The sequence below is a fragment of the Actinocorallia sp. A-T 12471 genome (genome assembly GCF_033875155.1).
In the GTDB taxonomy this organism is placed as follows: Bacteria; Actinomycetota; Actinomycetes; order Streptosporangiales; family Streptosporangiaceae; genus Actinocorallia.
Window position 1 is genome coordinate 507,556 of record NZ_JAWZTE010000005.1, and the last position, 23,251, is coordinate 530,806.

Genomic DNA, 23,251 nt, shown 5'->3' on the forward strand with positions numbered 1-23,251 from the left:
ATTAGTGTGCACCATCCCCCCAGGAGCCACCGCCCGTCTCTCCGCGCCCTGACGATCGCCCTTGTGCTGACGGGCTCCGTCCTGGCCGCCGCGCCGCAGGCGGCGACCGCCGACCCTCCCGCGCCCGTCACCATCGCCCTGTCAGCGGACGATCAGCCCATACCGGACCGGCCGCAGCTCGCGGCGCTCATGAGGAAGGCGGCGCGCGACGGAATCTCGCTCGAAGAGGCCGTCGCGCGTCTCGCCGACGGGGTGAAGCCGGACTCTGAGGTGTCGGAGCCGGATATCACCGTTGACGACCTGTCCTTCTCGCAGCTGACGGACCTCGCCCGCATGGCGAAGAGCGACGGCATCGGGCTCAAGGAGGCGATCGACCGCTACGGGTGGCAGGACCGGTTCACCGAGGCCACGCTCAGGATTCGCGAGTCCGCGCCCGGCCAGGTGGCGGGGGTGGCCATCCGGGACGGGGGCATCGACGGCAGAACGGGGTGGATCGGCTTCAAGGGCGAGATCCCGAAGGCCGCCGTCGACGTCGCCCGGACGATTCCCGCCGCGGTCGAACTCGTCGGCGGGAAGGGCTACTCCGAGGAGGAGTTGCAGTCGGAGGTGGAACGCGCGGCAGCGGCCCTTCCCGTGGGCCTTCCGAAGCTCGTCTCGCCCGATGTCGAGACCGGCGTGATCGACATCGTCGTGGAACCCCCGAAGGCGCTCACGCAGGCCGAGCTTCAGGCGGCGTACGCGCCGCGGAAGCCGCAGGTGCCCGGGGTCAGGTTCGTCATCACCCAGGGCAAGCTCGGCCACACGCTCACCGACTCCTACGCGCGCGGGGGCGGCTACGCCAGGGAGCCGAGCGGCAGCGGTGGGTGCACCATGGGCTTCAACATCACCAAGAACGGGACGCACAGCCCCAGCACGGCGGGGCACTGCGCGAAGGCCAACTGCACGGCCGACGCCCAGAGCTGCCAGCGCATGTACGAGGGGCACTCCGTGGACGGCGGCAACAAGACGCTCGTCAACTTCAAACTCCGCCATCTCGGGCATTACGGCGACTTCGCCCGTTACGGGCCGGGCTTCTTCACCGCGACCGACACGTTCTATTACGACTGGAACAGCAAGCGGTACGTGAACACCGCGGCGGCGAGCGCGGGGATCTACGCGGGCAAGAACGTCTGCAAGTTCGGACGGGTGTCCGGGGCGTCGTGCGGCGTCGTGTTCGGCAAGGGACTTGTCGTCGGCGTCGTGCACTACCTGGTCGCGGTGAACAACAAACGCCTCGTCGACGGTGACAGCGGCGGCCCGTGGTACTGGGGCAACGAGGCGATCGGCATGTCCCACGGCTTCGTCGGGTTCACCGACGGGGTCACCCGGGATCTGTTCAGCCCGGTCCATCTCATCCCGAGCGCGCTGAACGGCTGGCAGGTCCGCCTGCACTAGCGTCCGTCCCCTTTTATTGGGGACCCATCAGGAGGCCGTGCGGCGTCCGGGCGGGCCCGCCCCCTGGAAAGGATCGCCCATGCCCGCGCTAGCCGCCGTAGCCTCGCCCGTCATGGCCGCCCCCAACTCCCCGGGCGCCTGCGCCACCGCCACCCAATACACACTCCTCACCCCCTAACCCCCCGAAAGGAGACAGAAGAGACAGTCGGGGCCTGGATCTCCGGCAGAGCGAAGCCACCAACACCGAAAGGACCGGGACACAGGTGTTCGCAGGGGACGGGGCGGTGTTGGCCGCCGAGGGGTTGCGGCACGGGTATGGGGTGGAGCCGGTGTCGCGGGATGTGGGGGTGGCGGTCGGGGGCGGGGAGGTCGTCGCGGTGCGGGGGCCGAGCGGGTCGGGGAAGTCGTCGTTGCTCTACTGTCTGGCCGGGGTTGTGGTGCCGGAGGACGGTGCCGTGCTGTTCCGGGGCGAGGATCTGGCGCGGGCGTCGGACGAGCGGCGCAGCGCGGTGCGCAGGGCGCATTTCGGGTTCGTGCTCCAGTTCGGGGAGCTGGTTCCGGAACTCACCCTCCTGGAGAACGTGGCGCTTGCTCAAGGTCCGGCGAGCGGAGGCCGGGCGGGGTGGCTGCGGCTCACCCTGATGTCGCTTGGGACCGCGTTGGGTGTTGCCTGCCTTGCTGGGATGTTGAGTGTGCCGGGGTTGCTGAGTGCGGAGCAGGTTCGTGAGGAGCGGCGGGTGCCCGTCACCGTTGAGGGCGCGGGGGTGGCGGGTGGGCTGCCGACGATCGCGGGGGAGCTCGGTTCGTGGCGGGGCGGGGCGCTCACGCGGATGACGATCGTCGCCGCGGGGCAGGACGGGCCGGCTCCGCCGGGGTTGGGAAGGCTTCCGCGGCCGGGTGAGCTTTTTCTGTCTCCCCGGTTGGCGGACGCGTACGCGGTCGACCCTGTGCTCCGTGCGACGTTCTCTGGGACGCCTGCCGGGATCGTCCGAGATGCGGGGCTTGCCTCGCCCGATGAGCTGATCGCCTATGAGGGGGTGGCGCGGCATAAGGACGATGCTGACGCCGAGCCATTCACCGGGTTCGGGCTTCCCGGTGTGGCCGGGGCGGGCATCGATCCTGCGGAGGTGCGGCTGGTGTCGTCGGCGGTGGCTCTGCTGGTGCTCGTCCCGACTGCGGTGTTCCTGTGGGTGTGCGCCCGGCTGTCGGCTGCGACGCGGGCAAGGAAACTCGCCGCGTTGCGTCTGCTCGGGATGAGCGCGCGGCAGGTGCGGAGGGTGTCGGCGGTGGAGTCGGTCGCTTATGCGGTGCCGGGCGCGCTCGTCGGCGTCGGGCTGTTCGTCGCCGCCGACCAGGCGCTGGCCCGCAGCGGGCTGCCCGGGGTGCGATGGTTTGCTGAGGACTTCCATCCTTCGCCGCTGACCGTGGCGGTCTGCGTGGTCGTCGTGCCGCTGCTGGCGGTGGCCGTCAACTTCGCGGGGACCCACCGGGCCCTGCGCGATCCGCTCGGCGTCAGGCGGCAGGAGTCGGCTCGGACGCCGAAGCGGTGGACCGTCGCGCCCCTTGTCCTCGGCGTCGGCGTTCTCGCCGGTTTCGCACTCGTCGGCGGGCTCGGCCGGACGCTGACGGGGCAGGCCGCCGACCTCCTGCTCGTCACCGGGATACTCCTGACCGGCGTGGGCCTGGTTGCCGCGATCCCCCTGATCGCCGTGTACGGGGTCGACCTCCTGCACCGGCTGGGCGGCGGCCTCCCCAGCCTGCTCGCGACCCGGCGACTGCGTCACGAACCGGGCAACGCCCTGCGGGTGGTCGCCGGGCTGGTCGTCGCCGTGTACGCGACGGGCATCGCCCAGCATGTGATCGCGCTCGTCCAGGCGACCGCCTCACCCGTGGGGGACCATCGCGAATACCGGATACCCGCCGCCGGCGTGCCAGGTTCCGTCCGGGAGTCCCTGCGGAGCATGAACGGGGTCACCGGATCGGCGCTGCAGCTGTGGGTGCCGCCCACCACCGACGCGGAACCGGACCCCGAGGTCCCCGAGACCTGGGACGTCGCCCACCTGGGGACCATCGTTCTTGTCGGCACCTGCGCCGACCTCGCCGCCTTCTCCGCGTCCCCGCCGGACGGCTGCGTCGACGGCACCGCCCACCGGCTCGACTGGACGACGCCCGACGTCGACTGGGGATGGGCCCAGGCGACGCCCGCGCCGGGCGAGCGCCTCACCGTCCCGCTGGGGTCGGGCTCCCTGACGGTCGAGGCTCCCGGAAGCACCCTGCGCCTGACGGCCGCCGAAGCCAGCATGATGAACGGCGCGACGATCCTGCTGCCGCCCTCCGCCCTGGACGGCCGCGCCCTCCCCGACGACGCCGAGATCTACCTGACGTCCGTCCCCGAAAGCTCGGTCGTGCAGCGGGTCATGTCGGAGTTGTCAGTGCTGCTGCCCGGGACCGAGGTCGAGCTCGTCGGCGCGGACCTTGAGGCGCAGAGCCGCGCTGAACTCATCGGTGTGCTGTTGTACGCGGGGTTGGGAGCGGGTGGTCTTGTTGGCCTGTGCGCCTTCCTCATTGCCTCGGCTGACCGGGCCGTCGAACGCCGTCGTGACGCCGCCGCCCTGATCCTCGTCGGCACGCCGGCCCGCACACTCCGTGCCTCCCAACTCCTCCAACTCCTGCTCCCCTTGACCTTTGGTCTCCTTCTCGCCACCACCGCCGGCCAACTGGCGGGCTACGCCTACCTCGCGGGCGGCGGAGACCAGCACCTGATGCGCTGGCAGGGCACACTGACCACCCTTTCCGTGGGCGGGATCGCCGTCCTCATCACGGCCCTGGCGTCGCTCCCCGCCTTCGGCAGACGCGCGGACATCTCCCTCCTTCGCCGCGAGTAGGCACCGGTCCTCGGTGCGAGACGGGTCAGTGGTTCATGGGGGTGAGTAGTTCATGGGGGTGAAGTGATGGGTAGAATTCAAGGGTGAGTGATGATTCCGGGGTTGTGGATGAGGTTGTTGGGATTGTGCCGTTGCTCGCCGGGCGGTTGCGGTTGCCGGGGTTGTTCGAGGGGGCTGGGGCGGGGCTGACGCCCAGTCAGATGTTGTGCGCGCTGCTCGTCGGTCAGGCGGAGAAGGGGCGGATGACGGCGGGGGAGCTCGCCAGGGAGCTCGCGATGTCGGGGCCGTCCACGACGGCGCTGGTGGACAGGCTCGTCAAGGCCGATCTGTTGGCGCGGGCGCGGGGGAAGGATCGGCGGGTGGTGTGGGTGTCGCTGACCGAGCGCGGGGTGCAGACCGTTGAACGGCTGCGCGGCGGGCTGCGCGAGCGGATCGCGCACGTCCTGGAGAGCATGGACGCGCCGGCGCGGCGCGCGCTCGTCGACGCGCTCGGCCAGGTGAGCGCGTTCGCCGACCAGGTGACGATGCAGCAGCCGAGGCCCGCGTGACGCCGCGCACCCGGAGGTCGGTCGGCTTGCCCTGCACCCAGCCGAACCGTGCCCTTGCCGAGCCGGGCGTGGGGCGGGGCGTCGCGGAGCCGTCAGGCGTCGGGCGGGCGCGCGCGGGCGAGCCGGAGGGCGCGATCGACGGGGGCGGCCGCCGCGCGCGTCCCGGGCCGGTGCGGCTGGGGCTCGCGCTGGGCGGCGGGGCCGCGCTCGGGGCGGCGCACGTCGGGGTGCTTCAGGCACTCGAGGAGGCCGGCGTGCGGTTCGACGTCGTCGCCGGGACCAGCGCCGGAGCCATCATCGGCGGCGCGTACGCGGCGGACTTCGGCGTCGCGAGGCTCGCGTCAGCGGTCGAGGGCGCGAAGTTCGCGGACTTCGCCGAGTGGACGTCGCGGGGCCGCTGGGGCCTGCTCGACAGCGGCGCGCTGGAACGCAGCGTCGACAGGGCGGTCGGCAGGATCGGCATCGAGGACCTGCCGATCCCGTTCGGCGCCGTCGCGTTCGACCTGCGCACCCGCACCCCCGTCGTGCTCGACAGCGGACCCCTGGCGACCGCGCTGCGCGCGTCGAGCGCGGTGCCAGGGCTGTTCCCGCCGGTGCCGCTCGGCGAACGCCTGCTCGTCGACGGCGGCGTCGCCGCGAACCTGCCGGTGGCCGCCGCGCGCGGGCTCGGCGCGGACCGCGTCCTTGCCGTCAGCCTGGACGGCGGCGACGCCCGCCGCATGACGGTCCGGCTCGCCGAGCGCGCCCGCACCCTCGCCTTCGGCGACCCCGACGCGGCCGACGCGGCGGCCGTCCACCTCCTCCACCCCGACACGCGCGGCGCGTCCCGCTGGTCCCCGCGCGACGTCCCCCGCCTCATCGCCGCCGGTCGTCAGGCCGTCGAGGAAGCCTGGCCCACCCTCGAACCCTTCCTCGCCCCGCACCCGACGGCCCCCCTGCCCTGACGGCTCAGTACCCCTCGAGCGCGGTGCCGAAGTCGACCGGGACCATGGGGTTGTCGTAGCCGGTGATCGCGGGGGTGTCCGTGGTCAGCGCGTAGGGGTGGGCCGGGGCCTGGGGGCCGAAGTCACGGCTCCAGAAGATGCGGTTGTCGCCGGGCGAGCCCTTCCACGCCATGACGACGCCGCGGTCGGTCGTCGTGCCGAGGGACGGGCCGCACGTCGTGGAGCCGCCCGCCGTCTTGTGCGCGGTCCAGCCGAGGCCGTCGTGGCTCGCCGAGTGGTACAGCTCGGTGTCGGTGTTGCGGCCTTTGTACGCGAGGTGCAGCGTGCCACGGTTCGAGGCGAGCGCCGGCCCGTGCGTCGACCAGCCCGCGAGCTCCACGGGCTGCGTCCACGCGCCATCATAGGAGGACGAGTAGAGCCGCTGGTTGCTGTCCGAGCCCTTCCAGGCGAGGAAAACACGGCCGTTGTGGACGGCCATCGCCGGCCCGTGCGTCGAGCTCGCGACGCCGAGTCCGGCTACCTGTGCGGCGGTCCAGCCGCCGTGCCCGTCCTCCATCGCGAAGCGGATGAACTGATCGGAAACCCCGCGAAAGGCTATGCACAGCCGGTCCCCGAGATACGCGATCGCCGGCCTGTCGACCGTCTCGAACGGCAGGACGTACTGGGGAAGCGGCGTCTCCCGGTCGAGCTTCTGGAGCCAGATCTTCCGGTCGCTGTTCGCCCCCTGATGGGCGATGACCGTAATGCTCTGGTCCGGCGTCCGCGTCGCCGCGATGCCGCCGCTCGAGCCGACGTTCGGGATCTGCCGCGGATTGCTCCACGGCTTCCACGCGAACGCCCCACTCTGATAGATCGCCTGGTCACCCGCCTGCGCCTTCCACACCAACGATCCCGCCGCCGTCATCACACACCTTCCACCCGAGGTCCACCCCACCCTCCCCCCCACCGCCCCCAACCACCTGAGTACCCCCTACTCGTCTTCCCCGCCCCCACGCCCCACCGCATCGACGGCGGCACCGAAGCCGCCGCATCGATCAACTCAACGAGCCCGTCACCACAAGCTGGCTTTTGCAGTGCCTTAGGTCGGTTCGCTGGGGTGGGGGGTTGCTCGGCATGTGCCTGTTGGCGGTGCTGGTCGATGTCGCGGACTGGCGGTGGCTGTTCGTGCTGCCGGTGGTGCTGGTGGCCGTCGCGGTCGGGCTGACCGTGCGGTCGGTGCCCGACTCGCGCGAGACGTCCGGGCACGGGTTCGACGGCGTCGGCGCGCTGACGTCCGTCGTCGCGGTGGTCGGGCTCGTCTTCTTCCTGCACGAGGGCCCCGAGCTCGGCTGGACCGCGCCCGCGACGCTGGCGAGTCACCCGCGAGTTCGGCACTGCCCTGGGCGTCGCTCTGCTCGGCGTGGTCCTCGCCGCGGGCTACCGCGGCGCCATCGACTTCCGCCTCGCCGGAGTCCCCGACGACGCCGCCACCACCGCCCGCGCGGGCGTCGCCAACGCCCTCGCCGACCCGCACAACGAAGCAGTCGTCCGGGCCGCCCAGGAAGCCTTCGTCACCGGCTGGCAGCTCTCCATGTGGACGGGCACGGCGACCATGGCCGTCCTCCTCGCCTACCTCCTCGTCCGCCGCCCGGGCAGGTGACGGTTTGGCGCGGGAGTCCACAAGTGCGCGGCGATGTTGCCCGCCCGGTCCATGGCCGGGCGTGGTGAGGCGGGCTTTACTCATCGGCAACGTGGTGATCCTCACCCCCCGGAGGTCGCGTTGCTCAGAAGTGATCCGGCGAGTCAGTCCGGACCCGTCTCTCGCGGAGGCAAGCCTCCAGTGGGGGAGGCGGTCATCGACAAGGCGTTCCTGCTGCTCCGCGCGTTCGACGCCGACCACCCCGCGCAGTCCCTGGCGTCCCTCGCGCGACGGAGCGGGCTGCCGCGCAGCACCGCGTTGCGGCTCGCGCACAAGCTCAGGGAGACCGGCGCGCTGGAACGGCTGGAAGACGGCCGCTTCGTCGTGGGTCTCGGGCTGCTGGAGATAGCGTCGCTCGCGCCGCGCGCGCACGGACTGCGCGCCGCCGCGATGCCCGTCATGCTGGGTCTGCTCGGCGCGACCCGCCAGCATGTGCTGCTCGCGGTCCGCGATGGCCGCGAGACGTTCCTCGTGGAGCGCCTGTCGGGCCCGAAGGCCGACCCGGTGTGGCACAACGTCGGCGGCCGCACCGCGCTGCCGACGACGGGCGTCGGGATGGTGCTGCTCGCGCACGCGCCCGCCGAGGTGCAGCACGAGGTGCTCGCCGGGTTCCGGCCAGGCCAGAGCGGCGACGGCCTGCGCAGCGCGGTCGACCTGCGCCGCGCCCTCGCCGAGATCAGGCGCAGCGGCTACATCGTCGGCGAGCGCAGCAGTCCCTGGCCGCGCAGCACCGCCGCGGCCCCGATCCGGGGCGCCGACGGCGACGTCGTCGCCTCGATCTCGCTGGTCACGCCGAGCGCCGAGTTCGTGTCCGCGCACGTCAATGCGGTCCGCACCTGCGCGAAGGCCGTCTCCGCACGCCTCGACGCACCCGGCGACTGAGCCCGGAACACCAGGAAGGCCGGCCCGCGTACGGACCGGCCTTCCTGGTTCAGATCAGCTGTTCGCCCACGAGGCCGGGAAGCGGCCGTCGGTGCGGAAGGAGGACAGGAACTGGAAGCGGGCGGCGTCGGGGTCGGCGATGGTCGAGGGGGCGGACTTCAGCTCAAGCAGTGACGAGCCCGGACCCGTGTACTGCGGCCAGGACGGCAGGCCGGAGCCGTTGGGGTTCCCGGTCTCGGCGAAGTTCACCCAGTAGTCGCGCACCTTCGCCGAGAACGAGCGGTCCGCCGCCGTCGCGGGCGGGGAGAAGGGCGAGAAGTACTGCGGCTCGTCGAGGTTGCCGAAGACGAACGGGATCTCCGCGACGTGCGCGGCGACCGGCGAGTAGGGCGAGGTGTACGTGAACTTGTAGCCGTACGCGGCGGCGCTCGTGGTGCGCTGGTGGTTGTCGAGCATCTCCCAGGTCTGCTGCGAGATCGTCATGTCGGCGAGCAGCGCGAACGCGGACTCGGCGGCCTGCGCGTTGTCCGCTGCGGGGTAGAGCTGCTGGAACTCGGCCATCCGGTCCGCGCCGAACAGCTCCTCGGCGGCGGCGTAGAACTCCGCGGGGGTGCCGTGCGGCAGGACCTGGAGGTCGAACAGCGGGAAGTTCTCCGCGCCGTTGTACCCGGCGAGCAGCGGGATCTTGCGCTGGTCGCCGTCCTTGAAGACCTGGGCGGGGGCCTTGGTCAGGACGTAACCGTCGATGCTCGGCGCGAACGCGGTGAGCAGCGGGTCGGTCATCGGGTTCCACATGGTCGCCAGGTTGAGCGTGTCGGCGGGGATGGCGCGCAGCGCCGCGAGGTTCGGCGCGTTCAGCTGCGCGGACAGCGCCTGCCCCCGGCTGACGGCCTGGGCGTGCGTCGGCAGGGAGCCGTGCGCGCTGTCCCAGTACGCGCCGCTTTCGGCGATGGCCTTGGAGAACAGCCCGTTCGTGCGCGGCGACGCCATCAGCATGCCGACCGAGTGGGCCCCGGCCGACGCGCCGAACAGGGTCACCTTGTTCGGGTTGCCGCCGAACGCGCCGATGTTGGTCTTCACCCAGCTCAGCGCGGCGATCTGGTCGCGCAGGCCCCACGCGCCCGACGAGCCGGACTCCTGGTCGAGGTCCTGCCTGGCGAGGAAGCCGAAGACGCCGAGCCGGTAGTTGAACGTCACCACGACGACGCCCTCGGCGGCCAGCGCGGCCCCGTCGAAGACCGACTGGGCGGACGACCCGGTCTGGAAGCCCGCGCCGGACGGCCACACGAGGACCGCCTTCGGCAGGACCCCGCTCGGCGCCCACACGTTGACGGTCAGACAGTCCTCGCTCATCGCCACCGGCGACGGCTGCGGCACGCCGTAGCAGGCGTTGCCGAACGAGGTCGCCTGGCGCACGCCGAGCCACGGGCTCGGGGCCTGCGGGGCCTTCCACCGCAGGTTCCCGACGGGCGCGGCGGCGTAGGGGATGCCCTTGTAGGCGCGGACGCCCTTGGCGTCGGGCGACGTGCCCTGCACGAGCCCGGCCTGGGTCGGGACGATCGAGCCGGGCAGCGCCGAGGCGGGGGCGGCGGGCAGCGCCACGGCTGCCGCGACGACGGCGGCGGCGGTGAGGAGCGCGCGTCTCGCGCGCAGGATCTTGCGCATGTTCTGCTCCTGTGGGGTGGGTCGGCCGCCCGCCGTGCGGGCGGCCCGGTGGCCCCGACGTTAGGGACGCGCCCGCGCGCCGCCCAGACGACCGCCCACTGATTGGGCGCTCCGGCCCGCTCAGCGCAGCGGAATCGGTGCCGTGCCCTCGACGATGCGGGCCTCGATCGCGCCGAGCCCGTCGATCTCGACGCGCACCTCGTCGCCGGGACGCAGCCACGGGTAGGCCCGCTCGCCGTGCGTAAGTCCCAGCTCCAGGACGCATCCGGTGCCGACGGTGCCGCTGCCGAGCACGTCGCCGGGTCGCAGCACGGTCCCCCGCGACGCGTACGCGACCATCTCGGCGAACGACCAGTAAAGGTCGGCCCAGTTCCCGACGCTGTACTCGCGCCCGTTCACCGACGTGCTCATGCGCAGGTCGTAGCCGTTGCCCTTGCGGAACGGTGCGAGCTCGTCGGGGGTGACGAGCCAGGGCCCGAGGCTGGTGGCGGTGTCCTTGCCTTTGGCGGGCCCGAGCCCGGCCTTCATCTCGTGGCCTTGGAGGTCACGCGCGCTCCAGTCACAGAAGATGACATATCCGGCGATGTGCCCCTCGGCCTCGTCCGGACGCAGGTCAGCGCCCGCCTTCCCGATGACGGCCGCGACCTCAAGCTCATAGTCATACCGCGACGTACCCGGAGCCATCGGGACATCCTGCTGGGGCCCGAGGATCGCGGCGGGGTTCGTGAAGTAGAACACCGGCTGCTCGTACCAGACCGGGCTGACCGGAATGCCCATCGCCGCGTAGGACGTGACGACGTGGTCCTCGAACGCCATGAAGTCGCGCACCGACGGCGGCGTCGGGATCGGCGCGAGCAAGGCGACGCCGTCGGCCGCCAGCCGCTCCCACGGCGCGGCCGTCGCCCGTTCCGCCCAAGCCTCGAGCGGGTCGGCGTCGCGCAGCAGGTCGAGCAGCGTCCGGTCGAGCGCGCGCAGCTCCCCGTCGACGAGCAGGGCGGCATGCTCGGCGTGGTCACGTGGGCTCAGGTAGCTGGTCCAGCGCATGGTTCGGGGCTCCATCCGGGTAAGGGCGCGGTTCGCGGCGACGAGTCAAACACGCCGACGCGGCCCCCCTCTTGGACTCCCAGACCAACGTGTGGGCCGCCTCTTGACCCGGCGTCCAACCGATCCGACGCCCCCGTCAGCCCTCCTTGGTGAGCACCCCCGGGCCGAGCACGCGGGCGAGGCGCAGCGCCGATTCGAGCTCGAGCCTGCGGTGCCTGAGGTCGCGTCCGGTCCGGCTCTCGATCTTCTTGATCCGGTAGGCGACCGTGTTGCGCGCGATGTGCAGGATCTCGGCGGCGGTGGCGAGGCTGCGCTCGGACGACAGGTAGGCGTCGAGGGTGTCGCGCAGCTCGGCGGCCGCGCTGGTGTCGGCGGCCAGCGGCCCGAGCTCGCGGGCGACGAACGCGCGGGCGAGGTCGAGGTTCTGGCCGAGCATCACCGCGATCTCCACGTCGGCGTACCAGGTGGCGCGCGAGCCGCGCGGCGTGCCGGTGGCCGAGGAGCGCACAAGCTCGGCGGTCTGGTCGGCCTCGCGGTGCGACTGCCGGAACCCGGCGACGCCCGTGCCGAGCGTGCCGACCGCGACCTGCGTGCCCGGCTCGTCGGGCAGCACGAGCCTTGGCGGGTGCGCCGGACGCGACCGCCACGCCGCCCACACCCACACCGAGGCCGCGCCGTAGGGGACGACGAGCGTGGCGCTGCATCCGCTGCCCGCGAGCAGCCGGGTCGCGGTCCGCTGGAGGTCGCTCGGCGCGGCGCTGGTGCCCGGCTCGTGCCACAGCACGAACGCGAGATGGTGCCGCTCAAGCGGGTAGCCGAGCGTCGCCGACGCCTTCGGGACCGGGACGGGCCGGCCGTCGATGATCTGCCGCACCAGCTCGGCGCGTTCGGCGGCGGCGCTGGTGACCCACCTGTCGTGCTCGCTCAGGTACTCGGTGGCCATGCTCGAGGAGAACCCGTCGACGTACTCGAACAGCAGCGCCGACGTCCGCCGGATCTCGGCGGTGCGCTCCGGCTCGGGCAGGAGCCGGGTGGCGGCGTCGATCAGGGCCTCCGACGTCATCGCGTGGCCGATCCGGATGCCGCGCAGGACAAGATCGAGGGGGATGCCGCGGCGCGCGAAGTCGCGGTCGCCGTCGAGCGCCTCCTGTGGGGCCCGCACGGCGGCCGGGTCGCCGGTGACGACGGTCAGCATCCCGGAGATCACCGACGCCTCCGTGCCCATGCGCAGGGTCTGGAACGCCTCCTCGCCCCCGGCGAACGCGGGCATCTCGCTGATGATCACCGTGGCCATCTCGTGGCCGAGGTCGACCGCCCAGCTGAGGGCGTCGGGGCCGAGCGTTTGCGTCGCGTGCGCGATCAGGGGCGGCCGACACGCGGGGGAGTGGTCGCCCGAGCCGGTCAGTTCCAGCACCCAGCGGCCCGTCGCGCCGGACGGGTCTGCCGAGGTCACCATGGCTCCTCCGGGTGGGGTGGGTCGGGGGATGGTCGCGCTTCCGCGTGACGGCCGTCACAGCGTAGTCCAAAGGCACGACGACTTTGTGGACTCCCAGCACAAGCGGGAGGGCGGGGCCGCGACTCATCGTAGGACCCTGGCCGGCCCGTCCGACGGGCCCGCCACCAGGCACGATCCAGACCCGCAGGAGACGCACATGACGACGACCGCCGACGCACCGCACGGGACAGGGGCGAGGCCGACCGGCGACGAGCTCGTGGCCAGGGCCGCGGAGCTCGTGCCGCTGCTGCGCGCGAACGCCGCGGCCACCGAGGAGAACCGGCGGGTGGCCGAGGAGAGCATCGCCGCGATCGCGGCCGCCGACCTGTACCGGATCTCGGTCCCCGAACGCCTCGGCGGCCTCCAGCAGGACGTGACGACGTCGCTGCGGGTGAGCGTCGAGCTCGGCCGCGGCGACGGCTCCACCGCGTGGGCCAGCACCCTGATGAACGTCTGCGCGTGGATGACGAGCCTGATGTCCGACCGCGCCCAGCGGGACGTGTGGGGCGAGGACCCGGACGCCAGGGTGTGCGGCGTGCTGGCCCCGTCGGCGGTCACCGCGTACGCCGAGGGCGGCCAGGTCGTCACCGGTAAGTGGGGGTTCGCCTCCGGCTGCCTGCACGCGCAGTGGGCGGGCGTCGGCATCCCGATCACCAACGCCGACGGCGAGCCGATCGACCAGGGCATCGCGCTGATCCCGATGAGCGACCTGACGATCGAGGACACCTGGCGGGTCGCCGGGATGCGCGGGACCGGCAGCAACACCCTCGTCGCCGACGGGGTGTTCGTGCCCGAGCACCGGATCATGTCGGTGACGCGCGCCGTCGGCGGCGACTACGCCACCGAGCACACCGACGAGGCGCTGTACCGGTCGGCGCTGGTCCCGGTGCTCGCGCTGGTGCTGATCGGCCCCCAGATCGGCCTGGCCAAGCAGGCGCTCGAACTCGTCGAGGCGTCGTTGGCCAAGGGCAGGGGCATCAGCTACACGTTCTACGAGAAGTCGACGCTCGCGCCGACCACCCAGCTCCAGATCGCCAGGGCGGCCCAGCTCATCGACACCGCCGAGCTGCACATGCTGCGGGCCGCCGGGGACATCGACGGTGCCGCGGCCAAGGGCGAGTATCTGGACTTCCGCACCCGCGCCAGGGTCCGCGCCGACGTCGCCACGGTCGCCGAGAGCTGCCGCGAGGCCGTCGACCTCCTGCTCAACGTGCACGGCGCGGGCAGCTTCGCCGAAGCCAACCCGCTCCAGCGCGTCTGGCGGGACCTGGAGACGGGCGGACGGCACGCCGTGGTGAACCCGTCGATCGGCTTCGAGCTGTACGGCCGGGCCGTCCTCGGCGTCCCCGAGCAGATCACCGCGCTGATCTGACCCCGCCCACCCCGTTCACGCGCGGCCCCAAAGGGCCGGGCGGCAAGGAAGGCACACACCCCATGGCACTGCACCAGCTCAGCTCGATCACCATCGGCGTCCCCAACGTCGAGGAGACCGCCGCGTACTACGCGGAGTTCGGCCTGACCCCGCACGGCGACGGCAGCTTCAGCACCGAGGACGGCGGCCGCCAGCTCCGCCTGGTCTCCGCGCCGGTGCGCAAGCTCCTCGCCCTGGAGATCGGCGTGGACGACCCCGACGACCTCGACCGCATCGCCTCCCAGCTCGACGGGCTCGACCTCGGCCACCGCCGCGACGGCGCCGCGCTCGTCACCGAGGAGCCCGTCGCCGGGTTCCGCGCGACGGTGGCGGTACGGCCGCGCATCCGGCAGGAGTCGGCGGCGACCCCCTACAACGGTCCCGGACGCGTCGACCGCGCCGGCCGCGCCCCCGGCATCATGCGCGATGAACCCGTCAAACCGCGCAAGCTCGGACATGTGGTGATCGGCTCCACCGACCAGGCCGCCACCCAGCGGTTCTTCACCGACGGACTCGGCTTCAAGATCAGCGACGTGATCCCGTCGGTCGCGGCGTTCATGCGCTGCTCGCCCGACCACCACAACGTGCTCGTCCAGCAGGCGCCGCTGAACTTCCTGCACCACAGCTCATGGCAGGTCGAGGACATCGACGAGATCGGCCGCGGCGCGACGGCGATGCTGGAGAAGGACCCGTCACGGCACGTGTGGGGCCTCGGCCGCCACCACGTCGGGTCGAACTTCTTCTGGTACCTCAAGGACCCGGCCGGCAACTTCGCCGAGTACTACTCCGACATCGACTGCATCGTGGACGACGCCCTGTGGACGCCGAGCGAGTGGGAGGGCGCGCAGAGCCTGTACAACTGGGGTCCGCCGCCGCCCCCGTCGTTCCTCGCGCCGGAGGACCTCGCCGCGCTGATGACCGGGGCGCACTCCTCGTGAGCGCCGATTTCACCGTGAACGCGGACTTCGCGACGTATCACGCGATCGAGCGGGTCGTGCTCACCGAACGCGGGGCACGCGACACCGCCCGGTGGGACGTCATGGCCGAGCAGTTCCACCCGGACTCCGTGGTCGACATCTCCTGGATCAGGACGTCCGGGCCCGAGTTCGTCAGGCTGTCGCGGGCGAGCTTCGAGGCGGGCGGACGCGGCGCGCACGTGCTCGGGCCCGTCCTCATCGACGTGAACGGCGACCGGGCGACCGCCGACGCCGCCGCCGTCATCACCGGCCAGGCCGTCCTCGGCGGCGTCCCGATCACGCTGACCGCCTACGGCAGGGTCGTGGAACGGCTTGAGCGGCGCGCCGGCCGCTGGCGGATCAGCGAGCTCAGGTGCGTCTACGAGTTCGACCAGCTCACCCCCAACGACCCCGACCAGCCCGTCGGCCTCAACCCCGAAAGGCTCGCGCGCTACCGCCCGTCGTACTCGGCCCTTTCCTACTGGGTCGAGGAGACGCGCGGAACCGACGCCGTCCGCGACGACCTCCCCGGCGTCGACCGGCCCGAGACCGTCGACGCGCTCTACGCCGCGAACGCCGCATGGCTCGCCGCGGCCGTCCACCCCTCCGAGCCGGAAGGCGACTCATGACCGACCGCACACCCACCGAAGTGGTGCACCTCGCCGAAGGCCCGCTGCGCGGCACGACCGACGGCGAGATCCGGCGCTTCGTCGGCATCCCCTACGCCGCCCCGCCCGTCGGCGACCTCAGGTGGCGGCCCCCGCAGCCTCCGGAGCGCTGGACCGAGCCGCGCGACGCCGTCGAGTACGGGCCGGTCTGCGCCCAGGACACCTCGTGCTTCCCCGGGTTCGGCCACCACAGCGAGACCGAGGACTGCCTGTACCTCAACGTCTACGCGCCGGAAGACGCCGGGGAGCCTTTGCCGGTCATGGTGTGGATCCCGGGCGGCGGCTTCTTCCTCGGCGGAGGCGGCGACTACGACCCGTCGGCGATAGTGCGGGACGGGAACGTCGTCCTCGTCACCTTCAACTACCGGGTCAACGTCTTCGGGTTCTTCTCCCACCCGGCGATCAACGCCGAGGGCCACGCCAACGGCAACTACGGGCTGATGGACCAGACGTACGCGCTGCAGTGGGTGCGCCGCAACATCGCGGCGTTCGGCGGCGACCCGGACAACGTCACGATCTTCGGAGAGTCGGCGGGGGCCGCGAGCGTGCTCGCGCAGATGGCGTCTCCGGCCGCCGAGGGGTTGTTCCACAAGGCGATCTCGCAGAGTTGCAGCGTCGCGGCGGTCATGCCGATGGCGACCGTGGAGAGCGTCGCCGAGGTCGGCGTCGCGCTCGCCACGGCGGCCGGATGCACGGACCAGACGCCGGAGAACCTGCGCGCGCTGACGACCAAGGAACTCCTCGCCGCCAACCGGATGCCCGACGGCGAGTTCGGCGTGGGCCGCTTCCACCTCGGGCCCGTCGTGGACGGCGAGGTGCTGCCCGCCCCGATCGGCGAGCTCTTCCGCAGCGGACGCTTCCACCAGGTCCCGTTCATCAACGGGACGAACAAGGACGAGTTCACCTGGTTCCAGGCGATGGTCGAGCTCAACACCGGCATGCTCATCGAGGACGCGGCCTACCCGCACCTGATCGGGCCGCTCTTCGAGGTCGCCTCGGCGAGCCAGCTCCTCGGCACCACCGTGCCCCCGGAGGCGGTTCCGGAGATCCTTGAGCGCTACCCGTTGGAGAAGTTCGAGAACGCCGCGCGGGCGGCGGCCGCGGCCGTCGGCGACTGCGGCGTGATCACCGCGGGCGGGCGGCGCACGACGCGGACGGTCCGGCGGTTCGTGCCCCGGGTGTACGCGTACGAGTTCGACGTGCCGGACTCGCCGGTGGCGTGGCCGTCGGTGTCGTTCTCCTACGGGTCCGCGCATGTCCAGGAGGTGCAGTTCCTGTTCCCCGGGTTCGCGGGGGGCGGCGGGACCCGTCATGAGCTGTCCGGGCCGCAGCGGGTGCTGGCCGGGCACATGGTGCGGTACTGGACGAACTTCGCCAGGTACGGCGACCCGAACGGGGAAGGGGGCGACGCGCCTTACTGGCCCGTGTACGACGCGGAAGCTGACGCCGTCCTCTCGCTGACGGCCCCCGAGCCCGCGGTGACGAGCACGTTCTCGGCGACGCACCACTGCGACTTCTGGGACGGGTTCTACGAGTAGCCGATTGCCCCGGCCTCCTTCGGGGAGGCCGGGGCGGTTCTGCTTCGGCGCGCCGCTTCAGGTGGCGACGGCGTCCCAGTCGACGGGGGAGTGCCAGACGCCGGGGCCCGCCGTGGTCAGCATGATCTCGGGGACGTAGCAGCGCGCCGACGTGCGCAGCAGGAACCGGACGGCTTCGGCGACGTCGTCGGCGGTCATCATGGTGTCGCGCAGGCCCTCCCCGGCCCAGGCCGTGCCGGGGGTGTCGACGAGGCCGGGCAGCAGGGCCGTCACGTGTACGCCGTGCCTGCTCAGTTCCGCGTGCGCGACATTGCTCAGCGACACCAGCGCCGCCTTCATCGACGCGTACGTCGACCCGTTGGGCGGGTTCTCCCGCGCGGCGAGCGAGCTCACGTTCACCACGTACGACGCCCCGCGCTCGGCCGCACTCTCGATCAGCGCGGGCACACACGCCTGGAGCAGCAGATAGGCCGACTTGAAGTTGAGATTCAGCTCAAGATCGAGCTGTTTCGGCGTTTTCGTGGCGATCGGGCCGATGAGCCCCACACCCGCGTTGTTGACCAGCAGATCGACGCCGCCGAAGTGCGCGACGTGATCCGCGCCGAGGCCGGCCGCCGCCTCCGGATCGGCGAGGTTCGCGCTGACCGTCCGCACCTCGACGGCGTCGCCGAGCTGCGCGGCGGCCGCCGCGAGCCGTTCCGGCGCACGGCCGACGAGGGTCAGCGCCCATCCCTCCCCCGCGAGCATCCGGGCGACGGCCAGGCCGATCCCCGCCGAACCGCCAGTGACGATCGCCGATCGCTTCGCACTCATCCGCGCTTCCTCCCGCTGACTGCCGCATCACTGCGAAACGGCATCGGTGTGCCACTTGGCACTTCTCGGCAAGTGTGTCAAACTCTCGTCAGTGCTGACAACAATGTGAGGTGGGTCATGTCGAGCAGATCCTTCGCGGTCACCGGCGTCCGCGTCTTCGACGGCGACGCGGTGATCGAGCGGGCCACCGTGCTCGTGGACGGCGAGACCATCACCGGCGTCGCCGCCGCCGCCGACGTCACCGGCCGCGAGGTCGTCGACGGAGCCGGGGCCACCCTGATCCCAGGGCTCATCGACTGCCACGCGCACCCGACCGGCGACGCCCTCGCCCTGGCGATGCTCTTCGGCGTCACCACCGAGATCGACATGTTCACCACCCCCGAACGGCTCGGTACCCAGCGCGAGCGGGCCGCCAAGCACAACGACCTCGCCGACATCCGCTCGGCCTCCACCGGCGCGACAGTGCTCGGCGGCCACCCATCGATGCTGATCGGGCTGTCCTTCCGCGAGCAGTTCCCCGTGGTGACCGGGGAGGAGGACGCCGCCCAGTTCGTCAGAGACCGGATCGCCGAAGGCGCGGACTTCATCAAGCTGCTCATCGACGACGGCACGGCGGGCGGCCACCCGTCCCCGACCCTCACCGGCGCGATGGCCAAGGCGGTCGTGGCCGAGGCACACCGGCACGGGCTGATGGCCGTCGCGCACGCCACGAGCGCCGCGAACGCCGTCGAGGCCGTCCAGGCCGGGGCCGACGGCCTCGCGCACGTGTTCATGGACCAGCCGCCGACCCCCGAGGTCATCGCGGTCATCAAGGAGGCGGGGATCTTCGTCATCCCGACCCTGGTGACCATGGGGTCGATGGCCGGCGACCTCACCGGCGCGGCAGTCGCCGAGGATGAGCGGGCCCGCCGCTACATCCCGGAAGACTGGCGCGGCAACCTCTGCCAGTGCTGGCAGTTCGGCAGCCCGAGCTCCCTGGCCAACGCCCAGCGGGCCACCGCCGCGCTGCACGAGGCCGGGGTGCCGATCCTCGCGGGCACCGACGCGGCCGACGTCGGCGTCCTTGGCACCGCGCACGGCGCGAGCCTGCACCAGGAGCTCGCCCAGCTCGTCGAGTGCGGGCTGAGCCCGATCGAGGCGCTGGCCGCGGCGACGTCGCGGGCGGCGTCGGCGTGGCGGCTCGATGACCGGGGCCGGATCGCGCCGGGGCTCCAGGCCGACCTCGTCCTCATCGACGGCGACCCCACCACCGACATAACCGACTCGCTGTCCATCCGCGCGGTGTGGCGGCGCGGTGAGCTCCTGGAACGAACCCCTAAGGAAACCGCATGACCCGCCGGATTGCGGTCGTCGGAGGAGGCCCCGGCGGGGCCTTCGCCGCACGGCTGCTCAAGCTCGCCGAGCCGTCCTGGACTGTCGACCTGTACGAGGAGCACCCGGCGCTGGAGACCTTCGGGTTCGGCGTCGGCCTCAGCGTCAGCGCACAGCACAGCCTCGGCCGGGGCGACCCCGAGACGTTCGCGGCGATCGACCGCGCCGCCCACCGCGGCCACGGCATGCGCATGTACGCCGACTCGGGGTCCGTGCGCATGCCGGGCAACGACACCATGGCGATCGCCCGCGCGACGCTGCTCCAGATCCTGTACCGGCAGGCCGAGGCGGCGGGCGTACGCGTCACCGTGGGCGGCCGGGTGGATTCCTGGGCGCTCGACGCCGACGTCGTCATCGCCGCCGACGGCGTCAACAGCCCCACCCGCACGTCGTGCGCCGAAGACTTCGGCGTGCGGGTGGTCACCGGCCGCCAGCGCTACATCTGGTGCGGCACCGACCACGCCCTGCCCGATGCCCTGTTCGCGCCGGTGCGCACCGAGCACGGCGTGTTCACCGTGCACGCCTACCCCTACCGAGGCGACCGCAGCACCTTCCTTGTCGAGACCGACGAGGCCACCTGGCGTGCCGCGGGGTTCGAGCACACCTCCGAAGGGCTCGCGCCCGGCCGGTCCGACGAGGTCGCGCTCGACTACCTCCAGGAGGCGTTCGCCGAGCACCTCGGCGGGGCCAGGCTGCTGGGCAACAACAGCCGCTGGACAAGGTTCCGCACGGTCCGCTGCGCGAGCTGGTCGTCCGGGCCGGTGGTCCTGCTCGGCGACGCGGCCCACACCGCCCACTACTCGGTAGGTTCCGGGACGAAGCTGGCGATGGAGGACGCGATCGTCCTCGCCGAGTCCCTGGCCGGGCACGCCGACACCGCCGAGGCGTTCGCCGTCTACCAGCGGGTGAGGCAGCCGTCCGTGGAGCGGCTCCAGGAGCTCGCCGACCGCAGTCAGCTGTGGTGGGAGGCGTACACGCGGCGGCTCGGCATGCCCGCCGAACGGCTGCTCGCCTCCTTCCTCACCCGCGCCGGGAATGTCGCGCTGAGCGAGTTCCGCGCGCGCGAACCCAAGCTTGCCGAGGCCGCGCTGAGCCAGTACGCGGGCACCACGCCGCCCGACTCCGGCGAACAGGCGCTCCAGTCCTGGGTCTTCGCCCAGCCGCTCAAGCACGGGGAACTGTCGCTGCCCAGCCGCGAGGCGGGCCGTGCGGGGGTCGCGCTGGCCCACCGCACGTGCGACCTCGACGATCCCCGCGACGCGCGCGCCGACGCGTTCGTCGCCGCCTGCGCCGAGGCCGCCGTGGGCGTCGAGCTCGACGGGCCCGCCACCCGCGCGGGCGTGCTGCGCCGCCTCGACGTCGCCGAACGGCTCGTCCACGAAACCGGGCTGCTGACCTCGGTCCGCGCCCCCGCCGAGTTCTCCGCCGACCTCGCCGCCGGACTGGTGGCGGGCCGCACCCACCTCATCTCCGTGAGCTAGCAGGAGCGCCGAACGATGAACGCCCACCCCGCCCCGTCCCCCGACGCCGTGCCCTTCCCCGCCGAGTTCGCGACCCGCTACCTCGCCGAAGGCGCGTGGGACCGTCGGCCGCTCGCCGTCGCCTTCCAGGCCACCGCCGCCCGCGTCCCCGAGCGGCCCGCGGTGGTCTGCGGCGAGACCACGCTCACCTACCGCGAGCTCGACGAACTCAGCGACAGGCGCGCGGCGGGGCTCGTCGCGCTCGGCCTCCCGCCCGGGTCGGCGGTGCTGCTCCAGCTCGCCAACAGCGCGCAGGCCGTCGTCGTCTGGTACGCCCTGCTCAAGGCGGGCCTGGTGCCGGTGTGCACGCTGCCGCTGCACCGAGGCCACGAGATCGGCGCGATCGCCGCGCAGACCGGGCCGGTCGCGCACGTGGTGGACGCCGACCTTCCCGGCTTCGACCTCGTGTCCTTCGCGGTGGAGCAGGCCGGGGGAGCGCGGCACGTCATTGCGCTCGGCGCGCGGGTGCCCGAGGGGGTCGTGGACTTCGCAACCCTCGGCGAGGGCGTTACGGCCGAAGAAGCACGTGCCACCGTACGGCGCGTCCAGGAGGGCCGCCGACCCGAGGACATCGCGGTGTTCCAGCTCTCCGGAGGCACCACCGGCGTCCCGAAGGTCATCCCAAGGCTGCACGGCGAATACTGGTACAACGCCGCACAGTACGCGCGCGTGCTCGGCTGGCAGGAAACCGACAAGATCGGCTTCAACGGGCCGTTCGCGCACAACGCGGGCATCATCTGCGGCATCCACGGGCCGCACTCCGTCGGCGCTGCGCTCATCCTCGGCCACCCGACCCTAGAGTCGCTTATCGACGTGCTGACCAGGCAGAAGGCGACGGACATCGTCCTCGGCGCGTTCGTCTACGACGCGGCGCTGCACCCGGCCATGGACGAGGCGACAGAGCTGAAGCGGGTCATCTTCAGCGGCAAGAAGGTCGCGCCGAAGCACTTCGACGCCGTCACCTCGCGCGGCGTCTGGGCGGGCCAGCTGTTCGGCATGGGTGAGGGGCTCTGCATGGTCACCCCGCTCGACGCGCCCCCGAGCGTCCGCGCCGAGACCGTCGGGGTCCCGATCTCGCCGTATGACGAGGTGCGCATCCTCGAGCCCGGCGGCGACGACCCCGTCCCCGAGGGGGAGCCGGGCGAGCTGTGCGCCCGCGGCCCGTACACGCTGCGCGGCTACTACGCCGCCCCCGAGCACAACAAACGGGCCTTCACCCCCGACGGCTTCTACCGCACCGGTGACCTCGCCGCCCGCCGCGTCGTGGACGGCGTCGTCTGCTACACCGTCGAAGGGCGCATCAAGGACCTCATCAACCGGGGCGGCGAGAAGATCAACGCCGAGGAGGTCGAGCTGCTGCTGGTCCGCCACCCGGACATCGTTGAGGCGGCCCTGGTCGCCATGCCCGATCCACGGCTCGGCGAGCGGGCCTGCGCGTACGTCGTGGGCCGTGCGGGCGCGCGGCACGACATCACCGCGATCCGCGCGTGGCTCGAGTCGCTGGGCGTCGCCAAGTACAAGTGGCCGGAGCGCGTCGTCTGGCTCGATGAGATGCCACGCGCCAGCGAGGTCGGCAAGGTCGACAAGAAGGTCCTGCGCCGCGACGCGGAAGGCCGCACACCGGAGCTTCGGTAAGCTCCGGCGCATGACCGACGCCGCCTCGCCAGTGTCCCCAGCAGAGCGACAGCCCCGCACCACACGCCGCGATCTGGTCGAGGCGAGGATCTACGCGGAGGCGGCGAAACTCTTCGCCGAGCGGGGCTTCGCCGCCACCAACCCGCAGGACATCGCCGAGGCCGTCGGGATCAGCCGCCAGGCGCTGTACTACTACGTCAAGAGCAAGGACGACCTGCTCGAGCGGCTGGTCAGCGACATCTCCGGGCAGATACTCGACGAGGCCCACGCCATCGTCGCCCAGCCGCTCGACCCGCCCGAGCTCGTCCGCAGGCTGACCCTGCGCCTGGTGGCCGACCGCGCCGCCAACCGCACGACCTTCCGCCTCCTTGACCGCGCCGAAGGGTCGCTTCCCCCGCACCTCGCAGAGAAGTTCCTCAAGAGCCGCCGCGAGGCCCTCGCGCTGTGGCGCGGCCTCATCGAACGCGGCGTGACCGAGGGCCACTTCCGGCCCGTCGACTCGCGGGTGGCGGCGCTGTCGATCCTCGGGATGTGCAACTGGGTCGCCTGGTGGTTCGAGCCCGGCGACGGCCATCCCGTCGAGCCCATCGCCGAGCAGATCGCCGACAGCGCGGTCGCGATGCTGCGCGCGTCAGTCGAGGGTGACGCGCCCCCGGCCGACGCCGAAGCCGTCGTGGAGAGCATCGAGAGCCAGCTTCTTCGACTCAAGCGTCTGCTTTCGACAGAGCCGTAAAAATATTGACAGTTGTGTCCGTTGGCCTTTA

Annotated in this window: 19 protein-coding genes; 14 read left to right on the forward strand and 5 right to left on the reverse strand. The window is 72.1% G+C overall.

The genetic code is table 11. The annotated features are described in order from the left end of the window. The first annotated feature begins 63 nt into the window (after positions 1-63). The 4 genes from R9X44_RS17890 (at position 64) to R9X44_RS17905 (ending at position 5,811) form a co-directional block, all read left to right on the forward strand. On the forward strand, positions 64-1,434 hold the full coding sequence (locus R9X44_RS17890; protein WP_319815323.1) for a hypothetical protein: 1,371 nt from the start codon (positions 64-66) through the stop codon (positions 1,432-1,434). 263 nt (positions 1,435-1,697) lie between these two features. After that, positions 1,698-4,319 (forward strand): FtsX-like permease family protein, encoded by a 2,622-nt coding sequence (locus R9X44_RS17895; RefSeq protein WP_319815324.1) that lies wholly within the window; start codon positions 1,698-1,700, stop codon positions 4,317-4,319. 125 nt (positions 4,320-4,444) lie between these two features. Continuing rightward, positions 4,445-4,867 (forward strand): MarR family winged helix-turn-helix transcriptional regulator, encoded by a 423-nt coding sequence (locus R9X44_RS17900; RefSeq protein ID WP_319815355.1) that lies wholly within the window; start codon positions 4,445-4,447, stop codon positions 4,865-4,867. Positions 4,868-4,893: 26 nt separating this feature from the next. After that, a complete protein-coding gene (locus R9X44_RS17905; RefSeq protein ID WP_319815325.1) occupies positions 4,894-5,811 on the forward strand; it encodes a patatin-like phospholipase family protein in 918 nt (305 codons plus the stop codon). Between the two features lie 4 nt (positions 5,812-5,815). On the opposite strand, the gene R9X44_RS17910 is transcribed toward R9X44_RS17905, so the two are convergent. Beyond that, the gene (locus R9X44_RS17910; protein ID WP_319815326.1) at positions 5,816-6,715 is read right to left on the reverse strand and encodes a hypothetical protein; all 900 of its coding nucleotides are present in this window, start codon (positions 6,713-6,715) and stop codon (positions 5,816-5,818) included. A gap of 495 nt (positions 6,716-7,210) precedes the next feature. Between R9X44_RS17910 and R9X44_RS17915 the strand changes: the two genes are divergently transcribed. Together R9X44_RS17915 and R9X44_RS17920 are read left to right on the forward strand one after the other, a co-directional pair. Next, positions 7,211-7,450 (forward strand): hypothetical protein, encoded by a 240-nt coding sequence (locus R9X44_RS17915; RefSeq protein ID WP_319815327.1) that lies wholly within the window; start codon positions 7,211-7,213, stop codon positions 7,448-7,450. A gap of 180 nt (positions 7,451-7,630) precedes the next feature. Next, a complete protein-coding gene (locus R9X44_RS17920; protein ID WP_319815328.1) occupies positions 7,631-8,371 on the forward strand; it encodes an IclR family transcriptional regulator in 741 nt (246 codons plus the stop codon). Between the two features lie 54 nt (positions 8,372-8,425). On the opposite strand, the gene R9X44_RS17925 is transcribed toward R9X44_RS17920, so the two are convergent. The 3 genes from R9X44_RS17925 to R9X44_RS17935 form a co-directional block, all read right to left on the reverse strand. Beyond that, the gene (locus R9X44_RS17925) at positions 8,426-10,036 is read right to left on the reverse strand and encodes a carboxylesterase/lipase family protein (protein ID WP_319815329.1); all 1,611 of its coding nucleotides are present in this window, start codon (positions 10,034-10,036) and stop codon (positions 8,426-8,428) included. A gap of 120 nt (positions 10,037-10,156) precedes the next feature. After that, positions 10,157-11,080, reverse strand: coding sequence for a fumarylacetoacetate hydrolase family protein (locus R9X44_RS17930; RefSeq protein WP_319815330.1), 924 nt, complete (start codon positions 11,078-11,080; stop codon positions 10,157-10,159). A gap of 136 nt (positions 11,081-11,216) precedes the next feature. Further along, positions 11,217-12,536, reverse strand: a complete 1,320-nt coding sequence (locus R9X44_RS17935; protein ID WP_319815331.1) for a PucR family transcriptional regulator — start codon at positions 12,534-12,536, stop codon at positions 11,217-11,219. A gap of 196 nt (positions 12,537-12,732) precedes the next feature. On the opposite strand from R9X44_RS17935, the gene R9X44_RS17940 reads away from it, so the two are divergent. The 4 genes from R9X44_RS17940 to R9X44_RS17955 all read left to right on the forward strand — a co-directional run bounded on the left by R9X44_RS17940 (position 12,733) and on the right by R9X44_RS17955 (position 17,148). Beyond that, positions 12,733-13,947, forward strand: a complete 1,215-nt coding sequence (locus R9X44_RS17940) for an acyl-CoA dehydrogenase family protein (RefSeq protein WP_319815332.1) — start codon at positions 12,733-12,735, stop codon at positions 13,945-13,947. A gap of 62 nt (positions 13,948-14,009) precedes the next feature. Continuing rightward, entirely contained in the window at positions 14,010-14,924 is a 915-nt protein-coding gene (locus tag R9X44_RS17945; protein WP_319815333.1) for a VOC family protein, read from the forward strand. After that, a complete protein-coding gene (locus tag R9X44_RS17950) occupies positions 14,921-15,571 on the forward strand; it encodes a nuclear transport factor 2 family protein (protein WP_319815334.1) in 651 nt (216 codons plus the stop codon). Before R9X44_RS17945 ends, R9X44_RS17950 begins: the two co-directional genes overlap by 4 nt. Beyond that, positions 15,568-17,148, forward strand: a complete 1,581-nt coding sequence (locus R9X44_RS17955; protein ID WP_319815335.1) for a carboxylesterase/lipase family protein — start codon at positions 15,568-15,570, stop codon at positions 17,146-17,148. Before R9X44_RS17950 ends, R9X44_RS17955 begins: the two co-directional genes overlap by 4 nt. 57 nt (positions 17,149-17,205) lie before the next feature. Here the strand turns inward: R9X44_RS17955 and R9X44_RS17960 are convergent, their stop codons facing one another. After that, positions 17,206-17,961 carry an SDR family oxidoreductase gene (locus tag R9X44_RS17960; RefSeq protein WP_319815336.1) on the reverse strand — a complete coding sequence of 252 codons (756 nt, stop codon included), beginning with the start codon at positions 17,959-17,961 and terminating at the stop codon, positions 17,206-17,208. A gap of 117 nt (positions 17,962-18,078) precedes the next feature. Here R9X44_RS17960 and R9X44_RS17965 point away from each other — a divergent pair, with 117 nt between their 5' ends. Genes R9X44_RS17965 through R9X44_RS17980 form a run of 4 tightly spaced genes read left to right on the forward strand, consistent with a single transcriptional unit; the run spans position 18,079 to position 23,220 of the window. Beyond that, the gene (locus R9X44_RS17965) at positions 18,079-19,293 is read left to right on the forward strand and encodes an amidohydrolase family protein (RefSeq protein WP_319815337.1); all 1,215 of its coding nucleotides are present in this window, start codon (positions 18,079-18,081) and stop codon (positions 19,291-19,293) included. After that, positions 19,290-20,813 (forward strand): FAD-dependent monooxygenase, encoded by a 1,524-nt coding sequence (locus tag R9X44_RS17970; protein WP_319815338.1) that lies wholly within the window; start codon positions 19,290-19,292, stop codon positions 20,811-20,813. The genes R9X44_RS17965 and R9X44_RS17970 overlap by 4 nt, the downstream gene beginning before the upstream one ends. Positions 20,814-20,828: 15 nt before the next feature. After that, positions 20,829-22,487, forward strand: a complete 1,659-nt coding sequence (locus R9X44_RS17975; RefSeq protein WP_319815339.1) for a (2,3-dihydroxybenzoyl)adenylate synthase — start codon at positions 20,829-20,831, stop codon at positions 22,485-22,487. Between the two features lie 10 nt (positions 22,488-22,497). Further along, entirely contained in the window at positions 22,498-23,220 is a 723-nt protein-coding gene (locus R9X44_RS17980) for a TetR/AcrR family transcriptional regulator (protein ID WP_319815340.1), read from the forward strand. The last annotated feature ends 31 nt before the right edge of the window (positions 23,221-23,251 follow it).

Excerpts from the sequence above, each read along its gene's own strand:
- R9X44_RS17980 (WP_319815340.1), top strand. The coding sequence starts at position 22,498 with ATGACCGACGCCGCCTCGCCAGTGTCCCCAGCAGAGCGACAGCCCCGC.
- R9X44_RS17910 (WP_319815326.1), bottom strand. The coding sequence starts at position 6,715 with ATGACGGCGGCGGGATCGTTGGTGTGGAAGGCGCAGGCGGGTGACCAG.
- R9X44_RS17945 (WP_319815333.1), top strand. The coding sequence starts at position 14,010 with ATGGCACTGCACCAGCTCAGCTCGATCACCATCGGCGTCCCCAACGTC.
- R9X44_RS17930 (WP_319815330.1), bottom strand. The coding sequence starts at position 11,080 with ATGCGCTGGACCAGCTACCTGAGCCCACGTGACCACGCCGAGCATGCC.
- R9X44_RS17970 (WP_319815338.1), top strand. The coding sequence starts at position 19,290 with ATGACCCGCCGGATTGCGGTCGTCGGAGGAGGCCCCGGCGGGGCCTTC.
- R9X44_RS17935 (WP_319815331.1), bottom strand. The coding sequence starts at position 12,536 with ATGGTGACCTCGGCAGACCCGTCCGGCGCGACGGGCCGCTGGGTGCTG.
- R9X44_RS17975 (WP_319815339.1), top strand. The coding sequence starts at position 20,829 with ATGAACGCCCACCCCGCCCCGTCCCCCGACGCCGTGCCCTTCCCCGCC.
- R9X44_RS17940 (WP_319815332.1), top strand. The coding sequence starts at position 12,733 with ATGACGACGACCGCCGACGCACCGCACGGGACAGGGGCGAGGCCGACC.
- R9X44_RS17965 (WP_319815337.1), top strand. The coding sequence starts at position 18,079 with ATGTCGAGCAGATCCTTCGCGGTCACCGGCGTCCGCGTCTTCGACGGC.
- R9X44_RS17955 (WP_319815335.1), top strand. The coding sequence starts at position 15,568 with ATGACCGACCGCACACCCACCGAAGTGGTGCACCTCGCCGAAGGCCCG.
- R9X44_RS17925 (WP_319815329.1), bottom strand. The coding sequence starts at position 10,036 with ATGCGCAAGATCCTGCGCGCGAGACGCGCGCTCCTCACCGCCGCCGCC.
- R9X44_RS17960 (WP_319815336.1), bottom strand. The coding sequence starts at position 17,961 with ATGAGTGCGAAGCGATCGGCGATCGTCACTGGCGGTTCGGCGGGGATC.